This is a genomic window from Streptomyces sp. NPDC059255 (assembly GCF_042752355.1).
GTDB lineage: Bacteria > Actinomycetota > Actinomycetes > Streptomycetales > Streptomycetaceae > Streptomyces.
The window spans coordinates 144,788-163,536 of record NZ_JBHYZP010000023.1 but is presented as its reverse complement, the minus strand read 5'-3'; the positions used below and the strand labels follow the sequence as shown (position 1 = coordinate 163,536).

General features: G+C 71.5%; 18 protein-coding genes. All 18 read right to left on the bottom strand.

Features of this window, described 5'->3' with window-relative positions:
* Positions 1-86: 86 nt before the first annotated feature.
* Positions 87-1,229, bottom strand: a complete 1,143-nt coding sequence (locus ACFXKG_RS25105) for a caspase family protein (RefSeq protein ID WP_384843202.1) — start codon at positions 1,227-1,229, stop codon at positions 87-89.
* Positions 1,213-1,614: a hypothetical protein gene (locus tag ACFXKG_RS25100; RefSeq protein ID WP_384843199.1), complete on the bottom strand. Its 402-nt coding sequence runs from the start codon at positions 1,612-1,614 to the stop codon at positions 1,213-1,215. The genes ACFXKG_RS25105 and ACFXKG_RS25100 overlap by 17 nt, the downstream gene beginning before the upstream one ends.
* Before the next feature lie 11 nt (positions 1,615-1,625).
* Positions 1,626-2,951, bottom strand: a complete 1,326-nt coding sequence (locus tag ACFXKG_RS25095) for a protein kinase (protein ID WP_384843195.1) — start codon at positions 2,949-2,951, stop codon at positions 1,626-1,628.
* A gap of 33 nt (positions 2,952-2,984) precedes the next feature.
* Entirely contained in the window at positions 2,985-5,492 is a 2,508-nt protein-coding gene (locus tag ACFXKG_RS25090) for a RelA/SpoT family protein (protein ID WP_384843192.1), read from the bottom strand.
* A gap of 204 nt (positions 5,493-5,696) precedes the next feature.
* Positions 5,697-6,242, bottom strand: coding sequence for an adenine phosphoribosyltransferase (locus ACFXKG_RS25085; protein WP_382886763.1), 546 nt, complete (start codon positions 6,240-6,242; stop codon positions 5,697-5,699).
* Complete coding sequence (gene secF / locus ACFXKG_RS25080) at positions 6,239-7,360, bottom strand: protein translocase subunit SecF (RefSeq protein ID WP_384843189.1); 1,122 nt, start codon at positions 7,358-7,360, stop codon at positions 6,239-6,241. Before secF ends, ACFXKG_RS25085 begins: the two co-directional genes overlap by 4 nt.
* Position 7,361: 1 nt before the next feature.
* A complete protein-coding gene (secD, locus tag ACFXKG_RS25075; RefSeq protein ID WP_384843186.1) occupies positions 7,362-9,173 on the bottom strand; it encodes a protein translocase subunit SecD in 1,812 nt (603 codons plus the stop codon).
* A 143-nt stretch (positions 9,174-9,316) separates the two neighbouring features.
* Positions 9,317-9,853, bottom strand: coding sequence for a preprotein translocase subunit YajC (gene yajC / locus ACFXKG_RS25070; RefSeq protein WP_384843183.1), 537 nt, complete (start codon positions 9,851-9,853; stop codon positions 9,317-9,319).
* Positions 9,854-10,018: 165 nt separating this feature from the next.
* On the bottom strand, positions 10,019-11,104 hold the full coding sequence (gene ruvB / locus ACFXKG_RS25065; protein ID WP_384843180.1) for a Holliday junction branch migration DNA helicase RuvB: 1,086 nt from the start codon (positions 11,102-11,104) through the stop codon (positions 10,019-10,021).
* A gap of 89 nt (positions 11,105-11,193) precedes the next feature.
* On the bottom strand, positions 11,194-11,817 hold the full coding sequence (gene ruvA, locus ACFXKG_RS25060; RefSeq protein ID WP_384843177.1) for a Holliday junction branch migration protein RuvA: 624 nt from the start codon (positions 11,815-11,817) through the stop codon (positions 11,194-11,196).
* Positions 11,814-12,371 carry a crossover junction endodeoxyribonuclease RuvC gene (gene ruvC / locus ACFXKG_RS25055; protein ID WP_384843174.1) on the bottom strand — a complete coding sequence of 186 codons (558 nt, stop codon included), beginning with the start codon at positions 12,369-12,371 and terminating at the stop codon, positions 11,814-11,816. The genes ruvA and ruvC overlap by 4 nt, the downstream gene beginning before the upstream one ends.
* Positions 12,372-12,491: 120 nt before the next feature.
* The gene (locus tag ACFXKG_RS25050; protein WP_249951051.1) at positions 12,492-13,244 is read right to left on the bottom strand and encodes a YebC/PmpR family DNA-binding transcriptional regulator; all 753 of its coding nucleotides are present in this window, start codon (positions 13,242-13,244) and stop codon (positions 12,492-12,494) included.
* Between the two features lie 63 nt (positions 13,245-13,307).
* Positions 13,308-13,898, bottom strand: coding sequence for a pyridoxal 5'-phosphate synthase glutaminase subunit PdxT (gene pdxT, locus ACFXKG_RS25045; protein ID WP_384843171.1), 591 nt, complete (start codon positions 13,896-13,898; stop codon positions 13,308-13,310).
* Positions 13,898-14,800 (bottom strand): pyridoxal 5'-phosphate synthase lyase subunit PdxS, encoded by a 903-nt coding sequence (gene pdxS, locus ACFXKG_RS25040; protein WP_382886775.1) that lies wholly within the window; start codon positions 14,798-14,800, stop codon positions 13,898-13,900. The genes pdxT and pdxS overlap by 1 nt, the downstream gene beginning before the upstream one ends.
* Before the next feature lie 91 nt (positions 14,801-14,891).
* A complete protein-coding gene (locus ACFXKG_RS25035; protein ID WP_384843227.1) occupies positions 14,892-15,443 on the bottom strand; it encodes a hypothetical protein in 552 nt (183 codons plus the stop codon).
* A gap of 413 nt (positions 15,444-15,856) precedes the next feature.
* Positions 15,857-17,017 (bottom strand): glycosyltransferase family 4 protein, encoded by a 1,161-nt coding sequence (locus ACFXKG_RS25030; RefSeq protein ID WP_382886779.1) that lies wholly within the window; start codon positions 17,015-17,017, stop codon positions 15,857-15,859.
* Complete coding sequence (locus tag ACFXKG_RS25025) at positions 17,014-17,919, bottom strand: phosphatidylinositol mannoside acyltransferase (protein ID WP_384843167.1); 906 nt, start codon at positions 17,917-17,919, stop codon at positions 17,014-17,016. Before ACFXKG_RS25025 ends, ACFXKG_RS25030 begins: the two co-directional genes overlap by 4 nt.
* A complete protein-coding gene (gene pgsA, locus ACFXKG_RS25020) occupies positions 17,916-18,605 on the bottom strand; it encodes a phosphatidylinositol phosphate synthase (protein WP_384843164.1) in 690 nt (229 codons plus the stop codon). Before pgsA ends, ACFXKG_RS25025 begins: the two co-directional genes overlap by 4 nt.
* Between the last annotated feature and the right edge of the window lie 144 nt (positions 18,606-18,749).

The following is an 18,749-nucleotide window of genomic DNA, read 5'->3' as shown; positions in this document are numbered from 1 at the left end:
CGCTCGGGCTGCAACATCGCGTGCGGCGGGCCGCCCGCCTCAGCTCCCCCCCCCGCGCCCCCCCTCCGTGTGCGTGGCCGGTGACGTCAGTCGGGGACGCGCAGTTGGTCCTCGGCGAGTTCGAGCGCGTGCTTGAGCACCTCGCATGCCTGGATGTGGTTGCCCGACTCCTGCAGCAGATCGGCCAGTCGGCGGCAGACCAGCAGGGCATCGGGACCGTAGATCTTGTGCACCTGCTGGAACGCCTGCTCCAGCACCTCGATGGCCTCGCGGGTCTGGCCGTTCTCGGCCAGCATGTCGGAGAGTTCGAGCTGGACGGCGAGCAGGTTCCGCTCCCCGTCCGGCACCTGTTCCTGCAGCGCCAGCCGGAGCACGGGCAGCGCGTCCCGGCTGCGTCCGGCGGCACGCAGCATCCGGGCGACTCCCAGTCCCGCCGCCACCATGGCGGCCCGTACGTCGGTGGCGAGTACGGGGCCCGCGGGGACATCGCGGGTGGCGCGGGCCCGGTTGCGGGCCAGCGGGAGCCGGCCGACGCCGTTCTCCTGGGAGCGCTGGGGCAGCGGCCGGTTCTTCGCGCGCAGGCGCTCTTCGAGGACGCGGTGGAGCGTGTCCAGGTCGATCAGCTCGGGCCCGTCCTCGATGCCGTCGCGCAGCAGCGTCAGCATCTCGCCGGTGAAGGCGGTGTGGCGCTCCCCTTCGAAGGCGAGGGCGACCCGGTCGCGGGGTGACGCGGTGAGGACGTAGGCGCCGTCCACGGCTGCCTGGGCCGCGAGGACCTCGTCCCCGGCCGCGAGCGTCCGGGCGGCGCGGCCGCTGAAGCAGCAGTCGAGGACGACGATCTTGCGCCGGGCGCGGGCCGAGCGCAACGCGGTCCGTACATGCTGGTACGCCACGGCGGTGTAGCCGGTGTTCTCGCGGGATCCGACGAGCCCCAGATAGAGATCTGCCGATTCGGAGTCCCGCATGCCGTGTCCGGTGTAGTACACGACGAGCGTGTCCAGAGCCTGCTCGGCCGCCTGGTGCACGGGGTCGAGCATCGCCGAGGCACTCTGCGGGTCGGTGACCGTCACGCAGTGCTGTTCGGGCAGCCCCCACACCGTGGCGTCGCAGAGGACCGCCGCCAGATCGGTGACATTCTCCTGGACCGCGGGCAGCGCGGGCAGGTGCCGGTAGGCAGCCGTGCCGATGAGGACGGCTCTGGATGCCGCCGGGTCAGGCAGTCCCACCATCGCCGTCGGTCTCCTCGGCCCGGTCGAGCAGTTCGACGACGCTCCGCAGTGTCGCGGGGTCGGCCGCGGCGTCTCCCGACAGTTCGATCTCGGCGTCGCCGCGGCGCAGCACGACGGCGGGCGCCGCCTGCCGGCGGGAGGTCTGCCACTGGAGTACGGACACGACGAGAGAGGCGGTGGAGACGGCGGTGCCGACGGCGAGCTGCAGCAGGTCGAACCCGGTGCCCATCTCCCCGGGGGCGATCGGGGCCGGGCCGCGGATCGCGCCCCGTACATCCCGGTCGAGGCTTTCGTCCTCGGTCAGCCAGCTCAGCAGTGAGCGCAGTTCGGCCTCCGGGCCCGCTCTCTCCGGTGCTCCGTCGACCCGGACCTCGTACTCAGGCATGCTCCCCGTCCTCATTTCTCCTGGTCGATGTGTGCGCTGACGCGCGAGAACAGTTCCAGCGCCGGTCCGCCCGCCCCGAGCCTCGCCAGGCAGACCGCCTGCCAGTACTGGCAGGCCAGGGTCGTCGGGTGGCCGGGGCCGAGCGACGAAAGACAGACCTGGGTGATGGCCGAGAGCATCTGCACGGCCTCCTGGAGCCGGCCGCGCAGCACGAGGGTGACCGCTTCGCGCAGCCGGGAGGCCGCGTCCTGCGGGGTCATGCTGCCCAGCACCATGCGGCGGGTGGTGTCGCTGAGTGTCAGGGGACGGAAGGGGTTCTCGTGCCCGGCTCGCTGCGCGGGCACCCCGGCCTCGTCCCAGCCGTACTCGGGCGTTCCGCTCGGTCCTGGCGAACCCACCGGAGCCGCCCCGGCGTCGAGGGCGCCCGGCGGGTACCGGTCGAACACCTGCTTGACGGCGGCGTCCCTGAGGCGGCCGGCGACCCATTCGCTCAGGACCACCTGACCGTCGCCCGCGAGCGGGGCGAGCAGCAGCGCGACCTCGTCGGCCGTCCGGGGCCGTGCGGCGGCCTCCTGAGCGCACAGCCGGTCCACCAGGGCTCTGAGCTCGCGCGGGTACGGAAGGTCCCGGCGGTGCTCCAGCCGGGGAATACCCGCGCCTATGGCGTGTTCCACCACGGCGCCGACCGACAGGTCACCGCCGAACGGCACCTGTCCCGTCATCATCAGGTAGGCGCAGGCACCCAGACCGTACAGATCGGCCGTCCTGCTCGGCGGCGCGCCCCGGATGATCTCGGGCGCCATGAACTGCGGGGTGCCCACGAAGCCCGTGAACCGGGTGATGGCGGACTCCCCCGCCAGCCTGGCCAGTCCGAAGTCCTGGAGGACGACACGGCCCCCGCCGGTGATGCCCACGTTGGTGGGTTTCACGTCGCGGTGCAGCACTCCGGCCTCGTGCGCCGCGCCGAGGGCCCTGGCCATGCCGAGGGCCACCCAGCACACCGCGTCCGGCGGTAAGGGCCCGGTCTCCTGGACGAGCCGCGCCAGGTCCACGCCGTCGAGGAGTTGCATGACGAGGTACGGGATGCCGTCGTGGACCCCCTCGTCGTAGAGGGTCACCACGGACGGGTGATCGATGCGGGCGAGGGCGCGTGCCTCTTGGACGAAGCGCCTGAGCGCCGTCTCGTCCCGGGACGGGCCTCCGATCGCGGAGAGCACCTTGACGGCCACGCGCCGGCCGAGACGGGTGTCCTCGGCCTCGTACACGGCGCCCATGCCGCCCCGGCCGAGCAGCGCGACGGGCCGGTAGCGGTCCGCGATCAGTGTCTCGATGTCCATCCGGTCCCCCTCCGGCCGCTGGTCGGTCCGCGCTCAGGGCCTGCGGGCCGAGGTGACGCGGTAGACGTCGTAGACGCCCTCCACGCCCCGTACCGCCTTCAGTACGTGGCCCAGGTGCTTCGGGTCACCCATCTCGAAGGTGAAGCGCGAGGTGGCGACCCGATCCCGGGAGGTCTGGACGGCGGCGGAGAGGATGTTGACGTGCTGGTCGGAGAGGACGCGGGTGACGTCCGACAGGAGCCGGGAGCGGTCCAGTGCCTCGACCTGGATGGCGACGAGGAAGACCGAGGACTGGGTGGGCGCCCACTCGACCTCCTTGATCCGCTCGGGCTGCTGGGAGAGCGCGTCCACGTTGACGCAGTCGGCGCGGTGGACGGAGATGCCGCTGCCGCGGGTGACGAAGCCGATGATCGGGTCACCGGGGACGGGCGTACAGCAGCGGGCGAGCTTCACCCAGACGTCCTCGACGCCCTTGACGACCACGCCGGGGTCGGCGTTGGAGCGGCGCTTGCCGCGGCTGTGGGAGGGCGGGGAGTTCTCCGCAATGTCCTCGTTGGCCGCCTCCTCGCCGCCGAGGGCCTGCACCAGCTTCTGTACGACGCCCTGCGCGGCCACATGGCCCTCGCCGATCGCCGCGTACAGGGAGGAGATGTCGGGGTAGCGCATCTCGTGCGCGAGCGTGACCAGCGAGTCCCCGGTGAGGATGCGCTGGATCGGCAGGTTCTGTTTGCGCATGGCCCGCGCGATGGCGTCCTTGCCCTGCTCGATCGCCTCGTCGCGGCGCTCCTTGGAGAACCAGGCGCGGATCTTGTTCCTGGCCCGCGGCGACTTGACGAAGCCGAGCCAGTCACGCGAGGGGCCCGCCCCGGACGCCTTGGAGGTGAAGACCTCCACCAGGTCGCCGTTGTCGAGGGTCGATTCGAGCGGTACGAGCCGGCCGTTGACCCGCGCCCCTATGGTGCGGTGGCCGACCTCCGTGTGGACGGCGTACGCGAAGTCGACGGGGGTGGCACCGGCGGGCAGCGCTATGACGTCGCCCTTGGGTGTGAAGACGAAGACCTCGTTGCGCGAGAGGTCGAAGCGGAGCGACTCCAGGAACTCGCTGGGGTCCTCGGTCTCCTTCTGCCAGTCCAGGAGCTGGCGCAGCCACGCCATGTCGTTGACGGTGTCCTGGCTCCCGCCCCGGCCGGCACTCCTGGGGACGTCGGTGCGGACCTTGGAGGCGCCCGCGACGGCCTCCTGCTTGTACTTCCAGTGCGCGGCGATGCCGTACTCGGCACGGCGGTGCATGTCGAACGTACGGATCTGGAGCTCGACCGGCTTGCCGTTGGGCCCGATGACCGTCGTGTGGAGCGACTGGTACATGTTGAACTTGGGCATCGCGATGTAGTCCTTGAACCGGCCGGGGACCGGATTCCACCGCGCGTGGACGGTGCCGAGCGCCGCGTAGCAGTCACGGACCGTGTCGACCAGAACCCGGATGCCCACCAGGTCGTAGATCTCCGCGAAGTCCCGGCCGCGGACGATCATCTTCTGGTAGACGCTGTAGTAGTGCTTCGGCCGCCCGGTGACGGTGGCCTTGATGCGGGCCGCGCGCAGGTCCGACTGGACCTCGTCGGTCACTATGGCCAGGTATTCGTCGCGTTTGGGCGCGCGCTCGGCGACCAGCCGGACGATCTCGTCGTACATCTTGGGGTAGAGGATCGCGAAGGCGAGGTCCTCCAGCTCCCACTTGATGGTGTTCATGCCCAGCCGGTGGGCGAGGGGGGCGTAGATCTCCAGCGTCTCGCGGGCCTTCTTCTCCTGCTTCTCCCGCTTGAGGTAGCGCATGGTGCGCATGTTGTGCAGCCGGTCGGCGAGCTTGATGACCAGGACACGCGGGTCCTTGGCCATGGCGACGACCATCTTGCGTACGGTCTCGGCCTGCGCGGCCTCGCCGAACTTGACCTTGTCGAGCTTGGTGACGCCGTCGACGAGGAGCGCGACCTGGTCGCCGAAGTCGCGGCGCAGGGTGTCCAGGCCGTACTCGGTGTCCTCGACGGTGTCGTGCAGCAGCCCGGCCATCAGGGTGGCGGGGTCCATGCCCAGCTCGGCGAGGATCGTGGTGACCGCGAGGGGGTGCGTGATGTACGGGTCGCCGCTCTTGCGCTTCTGCCCGCGGTGCCAGCGCTCGGCGACCTGGTACGCGCTCTCGATCTGGCGCAGCGTCGCGGTCTCGATCTTGGGGTCGTTCCCGCGTACGGTCCGCAGCAGCGGCTCCAGGACGGGGTTGTACGGCGAGGAGCGCTGCACCCCGAGCCTGGCGAGCCGGGCCCTCACCCGGTTGGAGGAGCCTCCGGAGCGCGGAGCGGCCGTGGCGCCGGGCTTGGGGGCGCTGACGGGGACGGCGGAGCGCTCGGGCGGCACGGACTTCGCGCCGTGCCGGACGGGCTGCTCGGCGGCGACCGGGGCCTTGTTCCGGGGCGCGGCGGAGCCCACCGCGGCCTGGTCGGCGGGGTGATCGGGCGTCGCGGCGGCCAGTGGCTGAACCTCGTCTGGCAAGAGCGCTCCTCGTGCGGATCCAGGTCCCCCGGTCAGGCCCGGAGGTTCCATGGTATCGACCCCGGGCGTCCCTCTCGCCCCAAGGCCGGTCTCCCGGGTCCGGCCGGGTCCGGCTCCCCGGAACGCGGGACGGGCACCCGTTTGTTCCCGGGTGCCCGTCCTGCCGTGTTCCCATGCCCGCCGGAATCCGCGTTCCGGCAGCGCTCAGAGCGTGATCAGGGCCTCCAGCGGGGCCCCGCCGAGCGCGGGTGCCAGCCGCTCGCGGCCGCCCAGGAAGCCCAGCTCCATCAGGACGGCGACGCCCACGACCTCGGCGCCGGCCCGGCGGACCAGCTCCAGGGACGCCTCGGCCGTACCGCCCGTGGCGAGGACGTCGTCGATGACGAGGACACGGTCCCCGTGCTCCAGGTCCTCGGCGTGGACCTCGATCTCCGCGGAGCCGTACTCCAGGTCGTACGTCTGCGACAGCGTCGCGCCGGGGAGCTTGCCGGCCTTGCGTACGGGGATGAACCCGACGCCCGCCCGGACCGCCACGGGGGCGGCGAGGATGAAGCCGCGCGCCTCCAGGCCGACGATCTTCGTCGCGCCGAACCGAGCGCAGAGCGCGGCGAGGGCGTCGGTCAGCGCCGTGAACGCCTTCGGATCGGCCAGCAGCGGGGTGATGTCCTTGAACACCACGCCCGGCTTCGGGTAGTCGTCCACATCACGGATGCGGCTGAGCAGCAGCTCCTGGACGCCGGTATCGGTCATCGACGCCTCCCCGATCCCGAGGGGCGGCCCCGGCCGCCGCGGCCGCGCTGGCCCGCCACGGCGGGTGCCGGAGCGGCGCCCGGGGCGTCCTGGGGGTCGTCGTCGGTGTCGTCGCCGTCCGCGGAAGAGCCGTTCAGTTCGCCTTTGGCGGCGGCCGCCGCGCGCTTGGCGAGCACCCGCTTCTTCAGCGCCTTGATCTGCGGGTCGCGTTCCTTCAGGTCCGCGACGAGCGGGGTGGCGATGAAGATCGAGGAGTACGCGCCGGCGGCGAGGCCGACGAAGAGCGAGAGCGAGATGTCGTTCAGCATGCCCGCGCCGAGGAAGCCGCCGCCGATGAAGAGCAGCGCCCCGACGGGCAGCAGCGCGACCACGGTGGTGTTGATGGACCGCACCAGCGTGCTGTTGATCGACCGGTTGGCGACCTCGCTGTAGGTCCAGCGGGTCTGCTTGGTGATCCCCTGCGCCCCCTCCTTGAGGCTGTCGAAGACGACGACCGTGTCGTAGAGGGAGTAACCGAGAATGGTCAGCAGACCGATCACCGTACCCGGAGTGACCTCGAAGCCGACCAGTGTGTAGACCCCGACGGTGATCGTGAGGTCGTGGATCAGGGCGATGAGCGCGGCGACCGCCATGCGCCATTCGAAGGCGATGGCCAGATAGATCACCACCAGGACCATGAAGATCCCGAGGCCCATCCACGCCTTGTTGGCGATGGTCGCGCCCCAGCTCGGGCCGACCAGGTCGGCGTTGATCTTCGCCTCGTCGACCTTCAGGTCCTTGGCGAGCTGGACCTTCACGGCGTCGGCCTGCTTGGTGTCCAGCTCCGTGACCTGGATCCGCATGCCGCCGTTGCCGAGCTTCTGGACGATCGCGTCGTGCCCGGACGCCTTCTGCGCGTCCTCGCGGGCCTGGACCTCCGAGACGCTCGTGCTCGGGATGGTGAAGACGGCACCGCCCTTGAACTCGATGCCCATGTTGAGCCCGCGCACCGCCAGGGCCGCGATGGCCGTGATGGTGATCAGGATCGAGATTCCGTACCAGATCTTGCGCTTCCCGATGAAGTCGTAGCCGACTTCGCCGCGGTAGAGCCGGGCGCCGAGATCGCCGAGTCGGGACATCTCACGCCTCCTTCGGGTCGGTGGGGGCGCTGACACGGCGGGCGCGGCGCAGCGGCGGCTTGGCACCGAGGCGCTTCGGGTCCAGGCCGGACCACGAGTGACCGCTGGAGAAGAACTTCGTACGGGCCAGGATCGTCATGACGGGCTTGGTGAAGAAGAACACCACGACCACGTCGAGAAGCGTGGTCAGCCCGAGGGTGAACGCGAAGCCCTGGACCTTGCCGACGGTGACGAGGAACAGCACCGCCGCGGCGAGGAACGACACGAAGTCGGAGACGAGGATCGTGCGCCGGGCGCGCGGCCAGGCCCGTTCGACGGCCGGGCGGAGCGTACGGCCCTCGCGGATCTCGTCCCGGATGCGTTCGAAGTACACGATGAACGAGTCCGCGGTGATACCGATGGCGACGATGGCGCCGCAGACCGCGGGGAGGTTCAGCGCGAAGCCGATGCCGGGGCCGAGGAGCGACATGATCGTGTACGTCATGATGCCGGAGGCGCCGAGGCTGAGGATGGCGATCGCGGAGAGACCCCGGTAGTAGGCCACCAGGTAGATGATGACCAGGGCGAGGCCGATCGCGCCGGCGATCAGACCGGCTTCGAGCTGCTCACCGCCGAGCGCGGCGGTGACCGTCGTGACGGACTGCTCCTGGAACGTCAGGGGCAGCGCGCCGTACGACAGGATGTTGCCCAGGTCCTGGGCGGACTGCTGGGTGAAGCTGCCGGAGATCTCGGCGCTGCCGCCGAGCGTCTGGCTCACCGAGGGCGCGGAGACGACGTTGCCGTCGAGCACGATGGCGAACTGGTTCATCGGCGCCTGCTGCTGCGAGAGCTTGCCGGTGATCGACTGGAACTTCTTCGTGCCGGCGCCGGTGAAGTCCATCGTGACGATCCACATGCCACGCTGCTGGTCGAGGACGCCCTTGGCGTCGTCGACGTCCGTGCCCTCCAGCTCGGCCGGGCCGAGGACGTACTTCTCCCACTCGCCGCCGGAGTTCTGGCCGCAGGCGACAATGGTGTCCTTGGGCGCCGCGCTCTGGTTGACCTCGGTGCGGGCCTTCTCATTCGTGCAGTCCAGCTCCGTGAACTTCTTCTCCAGGGCGGCGGTGGCCGCGTCGCTGGAGGGGCTCGCGGAAGGCGCGGGGGCGCCGGACTCCTTGTCCGACGGCTTGTCGGAGGACTTGTCGGACGGGCTGTCCGAGCCGGAGGCGTCGGGCGACGGCGAGGCGTCCGCCTTCAGGGCGTCCGTCACGGCGCGGCCCTGGGCGGTGGCGCTCGCGTCGGGCGACGCGGTCGAACCGTCCCCGGCCTTCTCGTCGGCCTTGTCCCCGGTGGAAGCGCTGGTCGAGGAGCTGGGAGCGGCGCTCGGCGAACCGCTGCCGGAGGGCTGCGGGGCCGTCGGGCTCCCGGCGGCGACGGTCAGCACCGGCCGGAAGTAGAGCTGGGCGGTGGTGCCGACCTGCTCACGGGCCTGCTTCTCGTTCGTGCCCCGGGGGATGTTGACGATGATGTTCTCGTTGCCCTGGGTCTGAACCTCGGCCTCCGAGACGCCAAGACCGTTGACACGCCGCTCGATGATGCTGACGGCGGTGTCCATGTTGGTCTTGTTGATCGCGTTCGGCTTGCCCGGCGTGTTCTTCGCCTGGAGCGTGATGCTGGTGCCGCCCGCGAGGTCGATCCCCAGACGTGGCGTGACATGGCCGGACCAGAACATCCCGCCCGTGAGGGCCACCATGGCAATCAGGAACAGCGCCAGGGTGCGACCTGGCCTGCCTGGGGACCCCGCTTGCCTTCGGCCCTTATTGGGTGCTGCCACCTTCTCGTTTCTCCCTGTCCAACCGCCCCCACGCCGGGTGTGCGGGGGAGCGGCCACGAAGTGTTGTGGGGACCTGCCCCCGCGGAAATCGGCGCGACCGTGAGTCGCCGGGAGCCGTTGTGCGGCCCGTCGGCGCGGACCTGCTACTTCGCGCCGGACTCGCCGTCGGTCTTGTCGGCCTTGCCGGCGCTGTCAGCGTTGTCCGTCTTGCCGTCGGACGCGTCCTCGGACTTCGCGTCGGTCTTGGCGTCGGCGGGCTCGGCGTCCGCGGTGTCCGTGCCGTCCGCGGACGCGGCGGCCTCGGGCTTCTTGCCGAGGTCGATCCTGGCCTCGTCGGCAGGACCGGTCAGCGAGGAGGCGTCGTCGGGCACGATCGGGGTGTCGGAGTCGCTCTCGTCGTCGCCGTGCACGATGCGGTTGTACTCGTCGTCGTCGAGCACCGCGCCGATGGCGTTCTTCGCGTAGACGGCGTGGACGCCGGGAGCCACCTCCAGGAGGACCATGTCAACGTGCACCTCCTTGACGGTGGCATACATGCCCCCGATGGTGCGGACGCCGGTGCCGGGCTGCATTTCGTCGCGCATCTGCGCGGCGGCCTGCTGCTTCTTCTTGGCGGACCGGGTCATCAGGAACATGGCCCCGATGAGCACGATGAAGGGGAGAAGGGTCACGAGACTCACGGGAGGGAACTTCCTTCGCACGACCGCGCTGTCGAACGGCCTGGTATACGGGGGTGGGCATGCCGCGCCGGAAGGGCGGCATCGGCGGAGTCTAAGCGAGTCCGCTTCGTTGGAACAACGCCCAGCATCGCACCCGGGTTCCTGCCCGTGCGCGTGTCCATGCCGTCACGCCCCGAACAGGCCGGGTTGTCCGGCCGCGCCCGGTGCCTGCTGGGGCGGGACGAGCCCGAGGTGCGCCCATGCCGCGGGGGTGGCGACCCGGCCGCGCGGGGTACGGGCGAGCAGTCCCTCCCGTACGAGGAAGGGCTCGGCGACCTCCTCGACGGTCTCGCGCTCCTCCCCCACGGCGACCGCCAGGGTCGACAGCCCCACGGGCCCGCCGCCGAAGAGCTTGAGCAGCGCCTGGAGCACGGCCCGGTCGAGCCGGTCGAGGCCCCGCGCGTCGACCTCGTACACCGCGAGCGCCACCCCCGCCACCTCACGGGTGATGCGGCCGTCCTCCTTGACCTGGGCGTAGTCCCGTACGCGGCGCAGCAGCCGGTTGGCGATACGGGGCGTGCCGCGGGAGCGTCCGGCGATCTCCGCGGCGCCCTCGGTGTCGATCTCCAGGTCGAGGAGCTGGGCCGAGCGGTGGATGACGCGCTCCAGCTCGGCGCTCTCGTAGAACTCCATGTGCCCGGTGAAGCCGAAGCGGTCGCGCAGCGGGGGCGGCAGCAGTCCGGCCCGGGTGGTGGCGCCGACCAGGGTGAAGGGCGGCAGCTCCAGCGGGATGGCGGTGGCGCCGGGGCCCTTGCCGACGATCACGTCGACCCGGAAGTCCTCCATCGCCATGTAGAGCATCTCCTCGGCGGGCCGGGACATGCGGTGGATCTCGTCGAGGAAGAGGACCTCGCCCTCCTGGAGCGAGGAGAGGATCGCGGCGAGATCCCCCGCGTGCTGGATCGCGGGGCCGGAGGTGATGCGGATCGGGGCGTTCATCTCGGCGGCGATGATCATCGAGAGGGTGGTCTTGCCGAGCCCGGGCGCCCCGGAGAGCAGCACGTGATCGGCGGTGGCGCCGCGGGCGAGGGCCGCCTTGAGCACGAGGTCGAGCTGGACCCGTACCCGCTCCTGCCCGACGAACTCGTCCAGCGACTTGGGCCGCAGCGCCGCCTCGACGGCCTGGTCCTCGCCGTCCGCGGACGCCCCGACCAGCCGATCGGCCGCGTCCTCCGGCGCGGGGCCCGCGCCGGCGGTGTCGTCCCAGTTCACTCAGTCTCACCTCGGGAAGAGGGCGCGTACGAGAACGCCCGGATGGAGTACATCGAGGCGGGCCGGGAGCGGGCCCGGCCCGGCCGTGCTCAACGCGTGCGGTTGAGGCTCTGGAGCGCGGCGCGCAGCAGCCGGGGCACGGGCGGCTGCTCGCCGGCCGCGAGGGCCGCCTCGGCCTCCGGGGCGACCTGGGCGACCGCTTCCTCGGCTTCCCGGCCGGCGTACCCCAGACCGATCAGCGCGGCGTGGAGCTGGTCGCTCCAGGAGGCGGCGGGCGCCCCGGTGGACTGCCGTCCCACGGTGGCGCCCAGTGGCGCGCCGAGCCGGTCCTTCAGCTCCAGCAGCAGCTTCTGGGCGCCCTTCCTGCCGATGCCGGGGACCGCCGTGAGCGCCTTCTCGTCGCCGGTGGAGACGGCGAGGCGCAGCGCGTCGGGGCTGTGCACGGCCAGCATCGCCTGGGCGAGCCGGGGCCCGACGCCGCTGGCGGTCTGCAGCAGCTCGAACACCTGGCGTTCGTCGTCGTCGGCGAAGCCGTACAGCGTGAGGGAGTCCTCCCGGACGACCAGTGAGGTGGCGAGCCTGGCCTCCTGGCCGACGCGCAGCGCGGCGAGGGTGCCGGGGGCGCACTGGACGGACATGCCGACGCCGCCGACCTCGATGACCGCGGTGGTCGGGGCGAGGGCGGCGACCTGGCCGCTGACGAACGCGATCATCGCGTGACCTTCCGGACGGGTGCGGAGGCGGGGACACGGGGCGCGCGGGCCGCGGCCTGCGCCTGCTGGAGGCGATTGATGGCGGGGGCCCGCCAGATGTGGCAGATGGCCAGTGCGAGGGCGTCCGCCGCGTCGGCCGGCCTGGGCGGCTCGGCCAGCCGCAGCAGCCGGGTGACCATCGCGCCGACCTGCGCCTTGTCGGCCCGGCCGCTGCCGGTGACGGCGGCCTTGACCTCGCTGGGGGTGTGCAGGGCGACGGGGATGCCCCGGCGTGAGGCGCAGAGCATGGCGACCGCGCTGGCCTGGGCGGTGCCCATGACCGTACGCACATTGTGCTGCGCGAACACCCGCTCCACGGCGACGTGTTCGGGCCGGTGCTCGTCCAGCCAGGCGTCCATGCCCTGCTCGATGGCGACGAGGCGCGACCCGATCTCCGCGTCGGAAGGCGTACGCACCACGCCGACACCCAGCATCGTCAGCGGCCGTCCCGCGACGCCCTCGACGACACCGATCCCGCACCGGGTCAGTCCGGGGTCCACAGCCAGCACCCGCATCGCGCCCCCACTCTCTCGGTCATCCGTTCTCCCCCGAGGGAAGAAGCCCTGATCGGACCCTATCGGCCGGCACTGACAACGGGCCCGACCGACATCGAGGAGGGGGTGCGAAGGGCGGGGTCAGGCGTCGACCTTCTCCATCACGTCGTCCGAGACGTCGAAGTTGGCGAAGACGTTCTGGACGTCGTCGCTGTCCTCCAGGGCGTCGATCAGCTTGAAGATCTTGCGCGCGCCCTCCTCGTCCAGCTCGACCTGCATGGTGGGCACGAAGTTGGCGTCCGCCGAGTCGTAGTCGATGCCCGCCTCCTGGAGCGCGGTGCGGACCGCGACCAGGTCGGTGGCCTCGCTGAGCACCTCGAAGGACTCGCCGAGGTCGTTGACCTCTTCGGCGCCCGCGTCGAGCACCGCGCCCAGCACGTCGTCCTCGCCCAGCTCACCCTTGGGGACGATCACGACGCCCTTGCGGTTGAAGAGGTACGACACGGACCCGGGGTCGGCCATCGAGCCGCCGTTGCGGGTCATCGCGACCCGCACGTCGGAGGCGGCGCGGTTGCGGTTGTCGGTGAGGCACTCGATGAGCACCGCGACGCCGTTGGGACCGTACCCCTCGTACATGATCGTCTCGTAGTCGGCGCCACCGGCCTCCAGGCCGGCGCCACGCTTGACGGCCGAGTCGATGTTCTTGTTCGGGACCGAACTCTTCTTCGCCTTCTGGATGGCGTCGAACAGCGTCGGGTTGCCGTCGACATCCGCGCCGCCGGTACGCGCCGCGACCTCGATGTTCTTGATCAGCTTCGCGAAGAGCTTGCCGCGCTTGGCATCGATCACGGCCTTCTTGTGCTTCGTCGTAGCCCATTTAGAGTGGCCGGACATCTGCCTGTCTCCTTCGCGTAACCGGTACTGCTCCTGTTCGGCAGCGATCCTACCGGGCGGAGGTCACTGTACGGAGCGCACCATGTCGGTGAAGAAACGGTGCAGCCGGTGGTCGCCCGTGAGTTCGGGATGGAAGGACGTCGCCAGCGCGTTGCCCTGCCGTACGGCGACCACGTGCCCCCCGTACTCGGCGAGCACCTGGACGTCGGCTCCCACCGACTCGACCCATGGGGCCCGGATGAAGACGCCCTCCACAGGGCCGCCTTCGACGCCGGCGACCTCAACTGCCGCCTCGAAGGACTCGTTCTGCCGGCCGAAGGCGTTGCGCCGGACGATCATGTCAATGCCGCCGACCGTCTCCTGGCCCGACCGCGGGTCGAGGATCTTCTCGGCGAGCATGATCATCCCGGCGCAGGTGCCGTACACCGGCATCCCGGCCCGGACCCGGTCGCGCAGCGGCTCCAGCATGCCGAAGAGCGCGGCCAGTTTGGACATCGTGGTGGACTCGCCGCCCGGGATCACCAGGCCCTCGACCTCGGCCAGCTCCTCGGGGCGGCGTACGGCCCTGGCCCCGGCGCCCGCCGCGGCCAGGGCGCTCAGGTGCTCCCTGACGTCACCCTGGAGCGCCAGGACGCCGATCGCGGGGGAGCCCATCACCAGCCGCGGTTCGCGTAGCGCTCGGCCTCGGGCAGCGTGTCGCAGTTGATGCCGACCATGGCCTCACCCAGGTCGCGCGACGCCTCCGCGATGACCTTCGGGTCGTCGTAGAACGTGGTGGCCTTCACGATCGCGGCGGCGCGCTTGGCCGGGTCGCCCGACTTGAAGATGCCGGAGCCCACGAAGACGCCCTCGGCGCCGAGCTGGCGCATCAGCGCGGCATCGGCGGGGGTGGCGACACCGCCCGCGGAGAAGAGCACCACGGGCAGCTTGCCCAGCTCCGCGACCTCCTTCACGATCTCGTACGGGGCGCGCAGCTCCTTGGCCGCGGCGTACAGCTCGTTGTTGTCACAGCCGCGCAGCCTGGCGATCTCGTTCTTGATCTGCCGCAGGTGCCGGACCGCCTCGACGACATTGCCGGTCCCGGCCTCGCCCTTCGAACGGATCATGGCCGCGCCCTCGGCGATCCGCCGCAGCGCCTCACCGAGGTTGGTGGCACCACAGACGAAGGGCGTGGTGAAAGCCCACTTGTCCGAGTGGTTGACCTCGTCGGCGGGGGTCAGCACCTCCGACTCGTCGATGTAGTCGACGCCCAGCGACTGGAGCACCTGGGCCTCGACGAAGTGGCCGATACGGGACTTCGCCATGACCGGGATCGACACCGCGCCGATGATGCCCTCGATCATGTCGGGGTCGGACATCCGCGCGACGCCGCCGTCCTTGCGGATGTCGGCGGGCACCCGCTCCAGCGCCATCACGGCGACCGCGCCGGCGTCCTCGGCGATCTTCGCCTGGTCCGGTGTGACCACATCCATGATCACACCGCCCTTGAGCTGCTCGGCCATGCCGCGCTTGACGCGCGCGGTGCCGGTCTCGGGGTTCTGGGGCGTGGTGGACACGGGCGACCTCACAGACTCGTACGACGGGGATCTCCAGAGAACGCCCCGGAACCGGTCCACAGCAAGGGCCAATGGGAAGCCGGTGGATCGTTCAGGTCCCCGGCCGGTCCGCCAGCGCGACCGGCGGCTCGTCGTCCATCTCGAAGGCCAGCGGGAACGGCGCGTGCCCCGCGAGCCGGAACCACCGCACCGTGCGGTGGCGCCGCAGCGCCCGGGCGGCCCGTACGGCGTCGTTGTGGAACCGCCGCGCCATCGGCACCCGCCGTACCGCGGCGGCGAGCTCCCCGGCGGCCTCCTCACCCCCGGGCGCCTCCTGTACGGCCTCGACCTGGGCGGCCTCCCCGAACACGGCCCGCAGCGCCTGGCTCAGCTCGCTCTCGGCGACCTCCCGCTGCTCCTCCTCGGCCTGCCGCGCCGCGTGCGCGGCCTGGTACAGCACGATCGACGCGGCCGGATCCAGCACCCCGGAAGTGGCCAACTCCTGCGCGACCGAGGCACGCCGCAACAACTGGGCATCGAGCGCGGCCCGGGCGGCGTCGATCCGGGTGTGCAGCCGGTCGAGCCGGCCCGCGGTCCAACTGAGATAGAGCGCGATCGCGATGACGGCGACGGCGATCCAGACAAGGGTGGTCACGCACGGCAGAGTACGCGGTACCGGCACTCCCCCCTCCTCCCCAACCGGGGACGGAGAGTGGGAGATCCACCGGCGGAGGGGGTCGGGGGCGTAGGAGGTGCGTGTCCGGACACTGAAGCGTGATGTGTGCCGCACAAGCGGCCCGCGCCTCTGTATTAGCCCCGCACGCGGCGTACGGGGGTCGGGGGGTGTCCCCCGGAAAAGCACAGCATGCCGTCCGGACATGTACCTCCGGAGGCCCCGGCCCCCGGCACCAATCCCCGCACCGACCCAGCACCCCGCCGAACGGCGCACCGCACCCGCACCACGCCACGCCCCCGCCGGACGGCGCACCGCACCCGCACCCCGCCCCCGCCGAACGGCGCACCGCACCCGCGCCCCGTGCCGGACGGCGCATCCGCCCACGAACCCCCGCCGGACGCCTACTCCCGCGCCAGCCCGAACCTCGCCCGCAGCCCCGTCCGTTCGTCCGCCGCCACCGACGCCGCCCCGTCCGTCACCGTCTCGTACACCGCGAGGATGTCCGCGCCGACCGTCGACCAGTCGAAGCGCCGTACGTGCGCGCTGCCCCGTTCGCGCAGCGCCGCGCGGCGGTCCGGGTCGCCCAGGAGGCGGACCGCGGCGCCCGCGAGCGCGTCCGCGTCCTCGTTGGTGAAGAGTTCCCCCGCCGCCCCGTGGTCCAGGACCTGCGCGAACGCGTCCAGGTCGCTGGCGAGCACCGCCGCGCCCGCCGACAGCGCCTCCACGAGGATGATGCCGAAGCTCTCGCCGCCGGTGTTGGGCGCCACGTACAGGTCGACGCTGCGCAGCAGTCTCGCCTTGTCCTCGTCGCTGACCATCCCGAGGAACTCGACGCTGCGGCGCATCTCCTTCGGCAGGGACTCGACCGCCTCCTTCTCGTCCCCGCGCCCCGCCACCAGCAGCCGGGTCTCCGGGTGGACGGCGAGGATCTTCGGGAGGGCCCGCATCAGCACCGGCAGCCCCTTGCGCGGCTCGTCGATGCGCCCGATGAAGCCGATCGTGCCGCCCTGCCAGGCCGGTTCCGTCCCGGCCTCGGCGAAGAAGTCGACGTCGACGCCGTTCGGGATGACGACGGCGTCGCCGCCGAGGTGTTCCACCAGCGTGCGCCGCGCGTACTCGCTCACCGCGATCCGGGCGCTGATCTTCTCCAGCGCGGGCTGCAGGATCGGGTACGCCGCGATCATGGCGCGCGAGCGCGGGTTGGAGGTGTGGAACGTCGCGACGATCGGCCCCTGCGCCGCCCAGCAGCTCAGCAGGCCCAGCGACGGCGAGGCCGGCTCGTGGATGTGGATGACGTCGAACGTGCCGTCGTGCAGCCAGCGCCGCACCCGCGCCGCCGACAGGAAGCCGAAGTTGAGCCGGGCGACGGACCCGTTGTACGGGACGGGCACGGCGCGGCCCGCCGAGACGACGTACGGCGGGAGCGGTGTCTCGTCGTCCGCCGGTGCCAGCACGGAGACGTCGTGGCCGAGCCGGATGAGATGTTCCGCGAGGTCCCTGATGTGGAACTGGACGCCGCCCGGTACGTCCCAGGAGTACGGGCAGACGATGCCGATCTTCACTCGGGCCCCCGGTCCAGGTCCGCGACCCACAGCCGTTGCAGCATGTGCCAGTCCTCCGGGTGTTCGGCGATTCCCGCGGCGAAGGCGTCGGCCACCGCCTGTGTCATCACGGACGCCTTTTCCGCGCGGGTGCCTGTCTCCGGCACGGGGACGGGCGGGAAGACCTGCCCCCGCATCACCCGGGAGTCGTCGAACCACAGCGAGACGGGCAGCAGCAGCGCCCCGGTCTGCTGCGCCAGCAGCGACGGGCCCACGGGCATCCGGGCCGTGTCCCCGAAGAAGTCGACCTCGATGCCGGACGCCGACAGGTCGCGGTCGGCGACCAGGGCGACGAGGCCGCCGTCCCGCAGCCGCCGGGCCAGGGTGCCGAAGGCGGAGCCCCCGGTGTGCGGCACCACCTCCATGCCCAGGCTCTCGCGGTAGGCGACGAACCGGTCGTACAGCGACTCGGGCTTCAACCGCTCGGCGACCGTCGTGAACGGCACGCCGTGGGCCCGGGTGAGCCAGGCACCCGCCAGATCCCAGTTGGCCATGTGCGGCAGCGCCAGGACGACGCCGCGCCCGGTGGTGAGGCCGTCGAAGAGCCGGTCGATGTCCTTGATCTCGACGCCGTCACGCACCCGCTCCTCGCTCCAGGCGGGCAGCCTGAACGACTCCATCCAGTACCGCATGTACGAGCGCATGCCCGCCTTGGAGAGGGCGGCCAGGCGTTCGGGACCGGCGTCGGGCACGACCCGCGCCAGATTGGACTCCAGGCGCAGCACGCTCGCGCCGCGCCGCTTCCACACGGTGTCCGCGATGGTCCTGCCGAGGGCTCCGGCCACGGGCTCGGGGAGCTTCTTGACCGTGCCCCAGCCGAGCCCGTACAGCGCGTCGGTCAGCCGGTCGCTCGCCGCGCTCATGACGTGGCTCCACTCCCCCGGGCGTGGTCGGTCCCGGCGGGGCCGGCCGACGCGGCCGCGTCGGCCTCCGCGGACTCGCGGCGTACGGTCACCACGCGCTGGCCGAGGGTCACCAGGCTGCCGGCGGCGACGACCCACAGCGCGATCGGCAGCAGGACGCCGATGCCGGGGACGCCGAAGGCGGCCAGCCCGGCGAGGCCGGCCGCGACGAGGGAGATGACCAGCCGCTCCGCGCGCTCGATCAGTCCGTTGACGGCCACCGGCAGCCCGATGGACTCGCCCCTGGCCTTCGTGTACGACACGACCTGGCCGCTGGCGAGGCAGAAGATGGCGACGGCGCACAGCGCGGTGTTGTCACCGTCGCCCGCGTACCAGAGGGCGAAGCCGGCGAAGATCGCGCCGTCCGCGACCCGGTCCAGGGTCGAGTCGAGGAAGGCCCCCCAGCGGCTGGAGATGCCCGCCTGGCGCGCCATGTTGCCGTCGACGAGGTCGGAGAAGACGAAGACGGTGATGACGATCGTGCCCCAGAAGAACTCCCCGCGGGGGAAGAAGACCAGCGCACCCGCCACCACCCCGGCCGTGCCGATGAGCGTGACCGCGTCCGGAGTGACTCCTCGACGGAGCAGAAACGCCGCGAACGGTGTGAGGACACGCGTGAAGAATGCACGCGCGTACTTGTTCAGCATGGCCTTCCCGAGGTTCGGTGGGCCGAGGGCCCCTGTGGCCGTCGGCTGACCCACGGCGCCTGTGGCCCGTCGGCTGGCCCATCGTAGCCACGACCGCCACGGCGCAGCGCCGGGCACCCGGACCATGCCGCGTCGTACGACGTA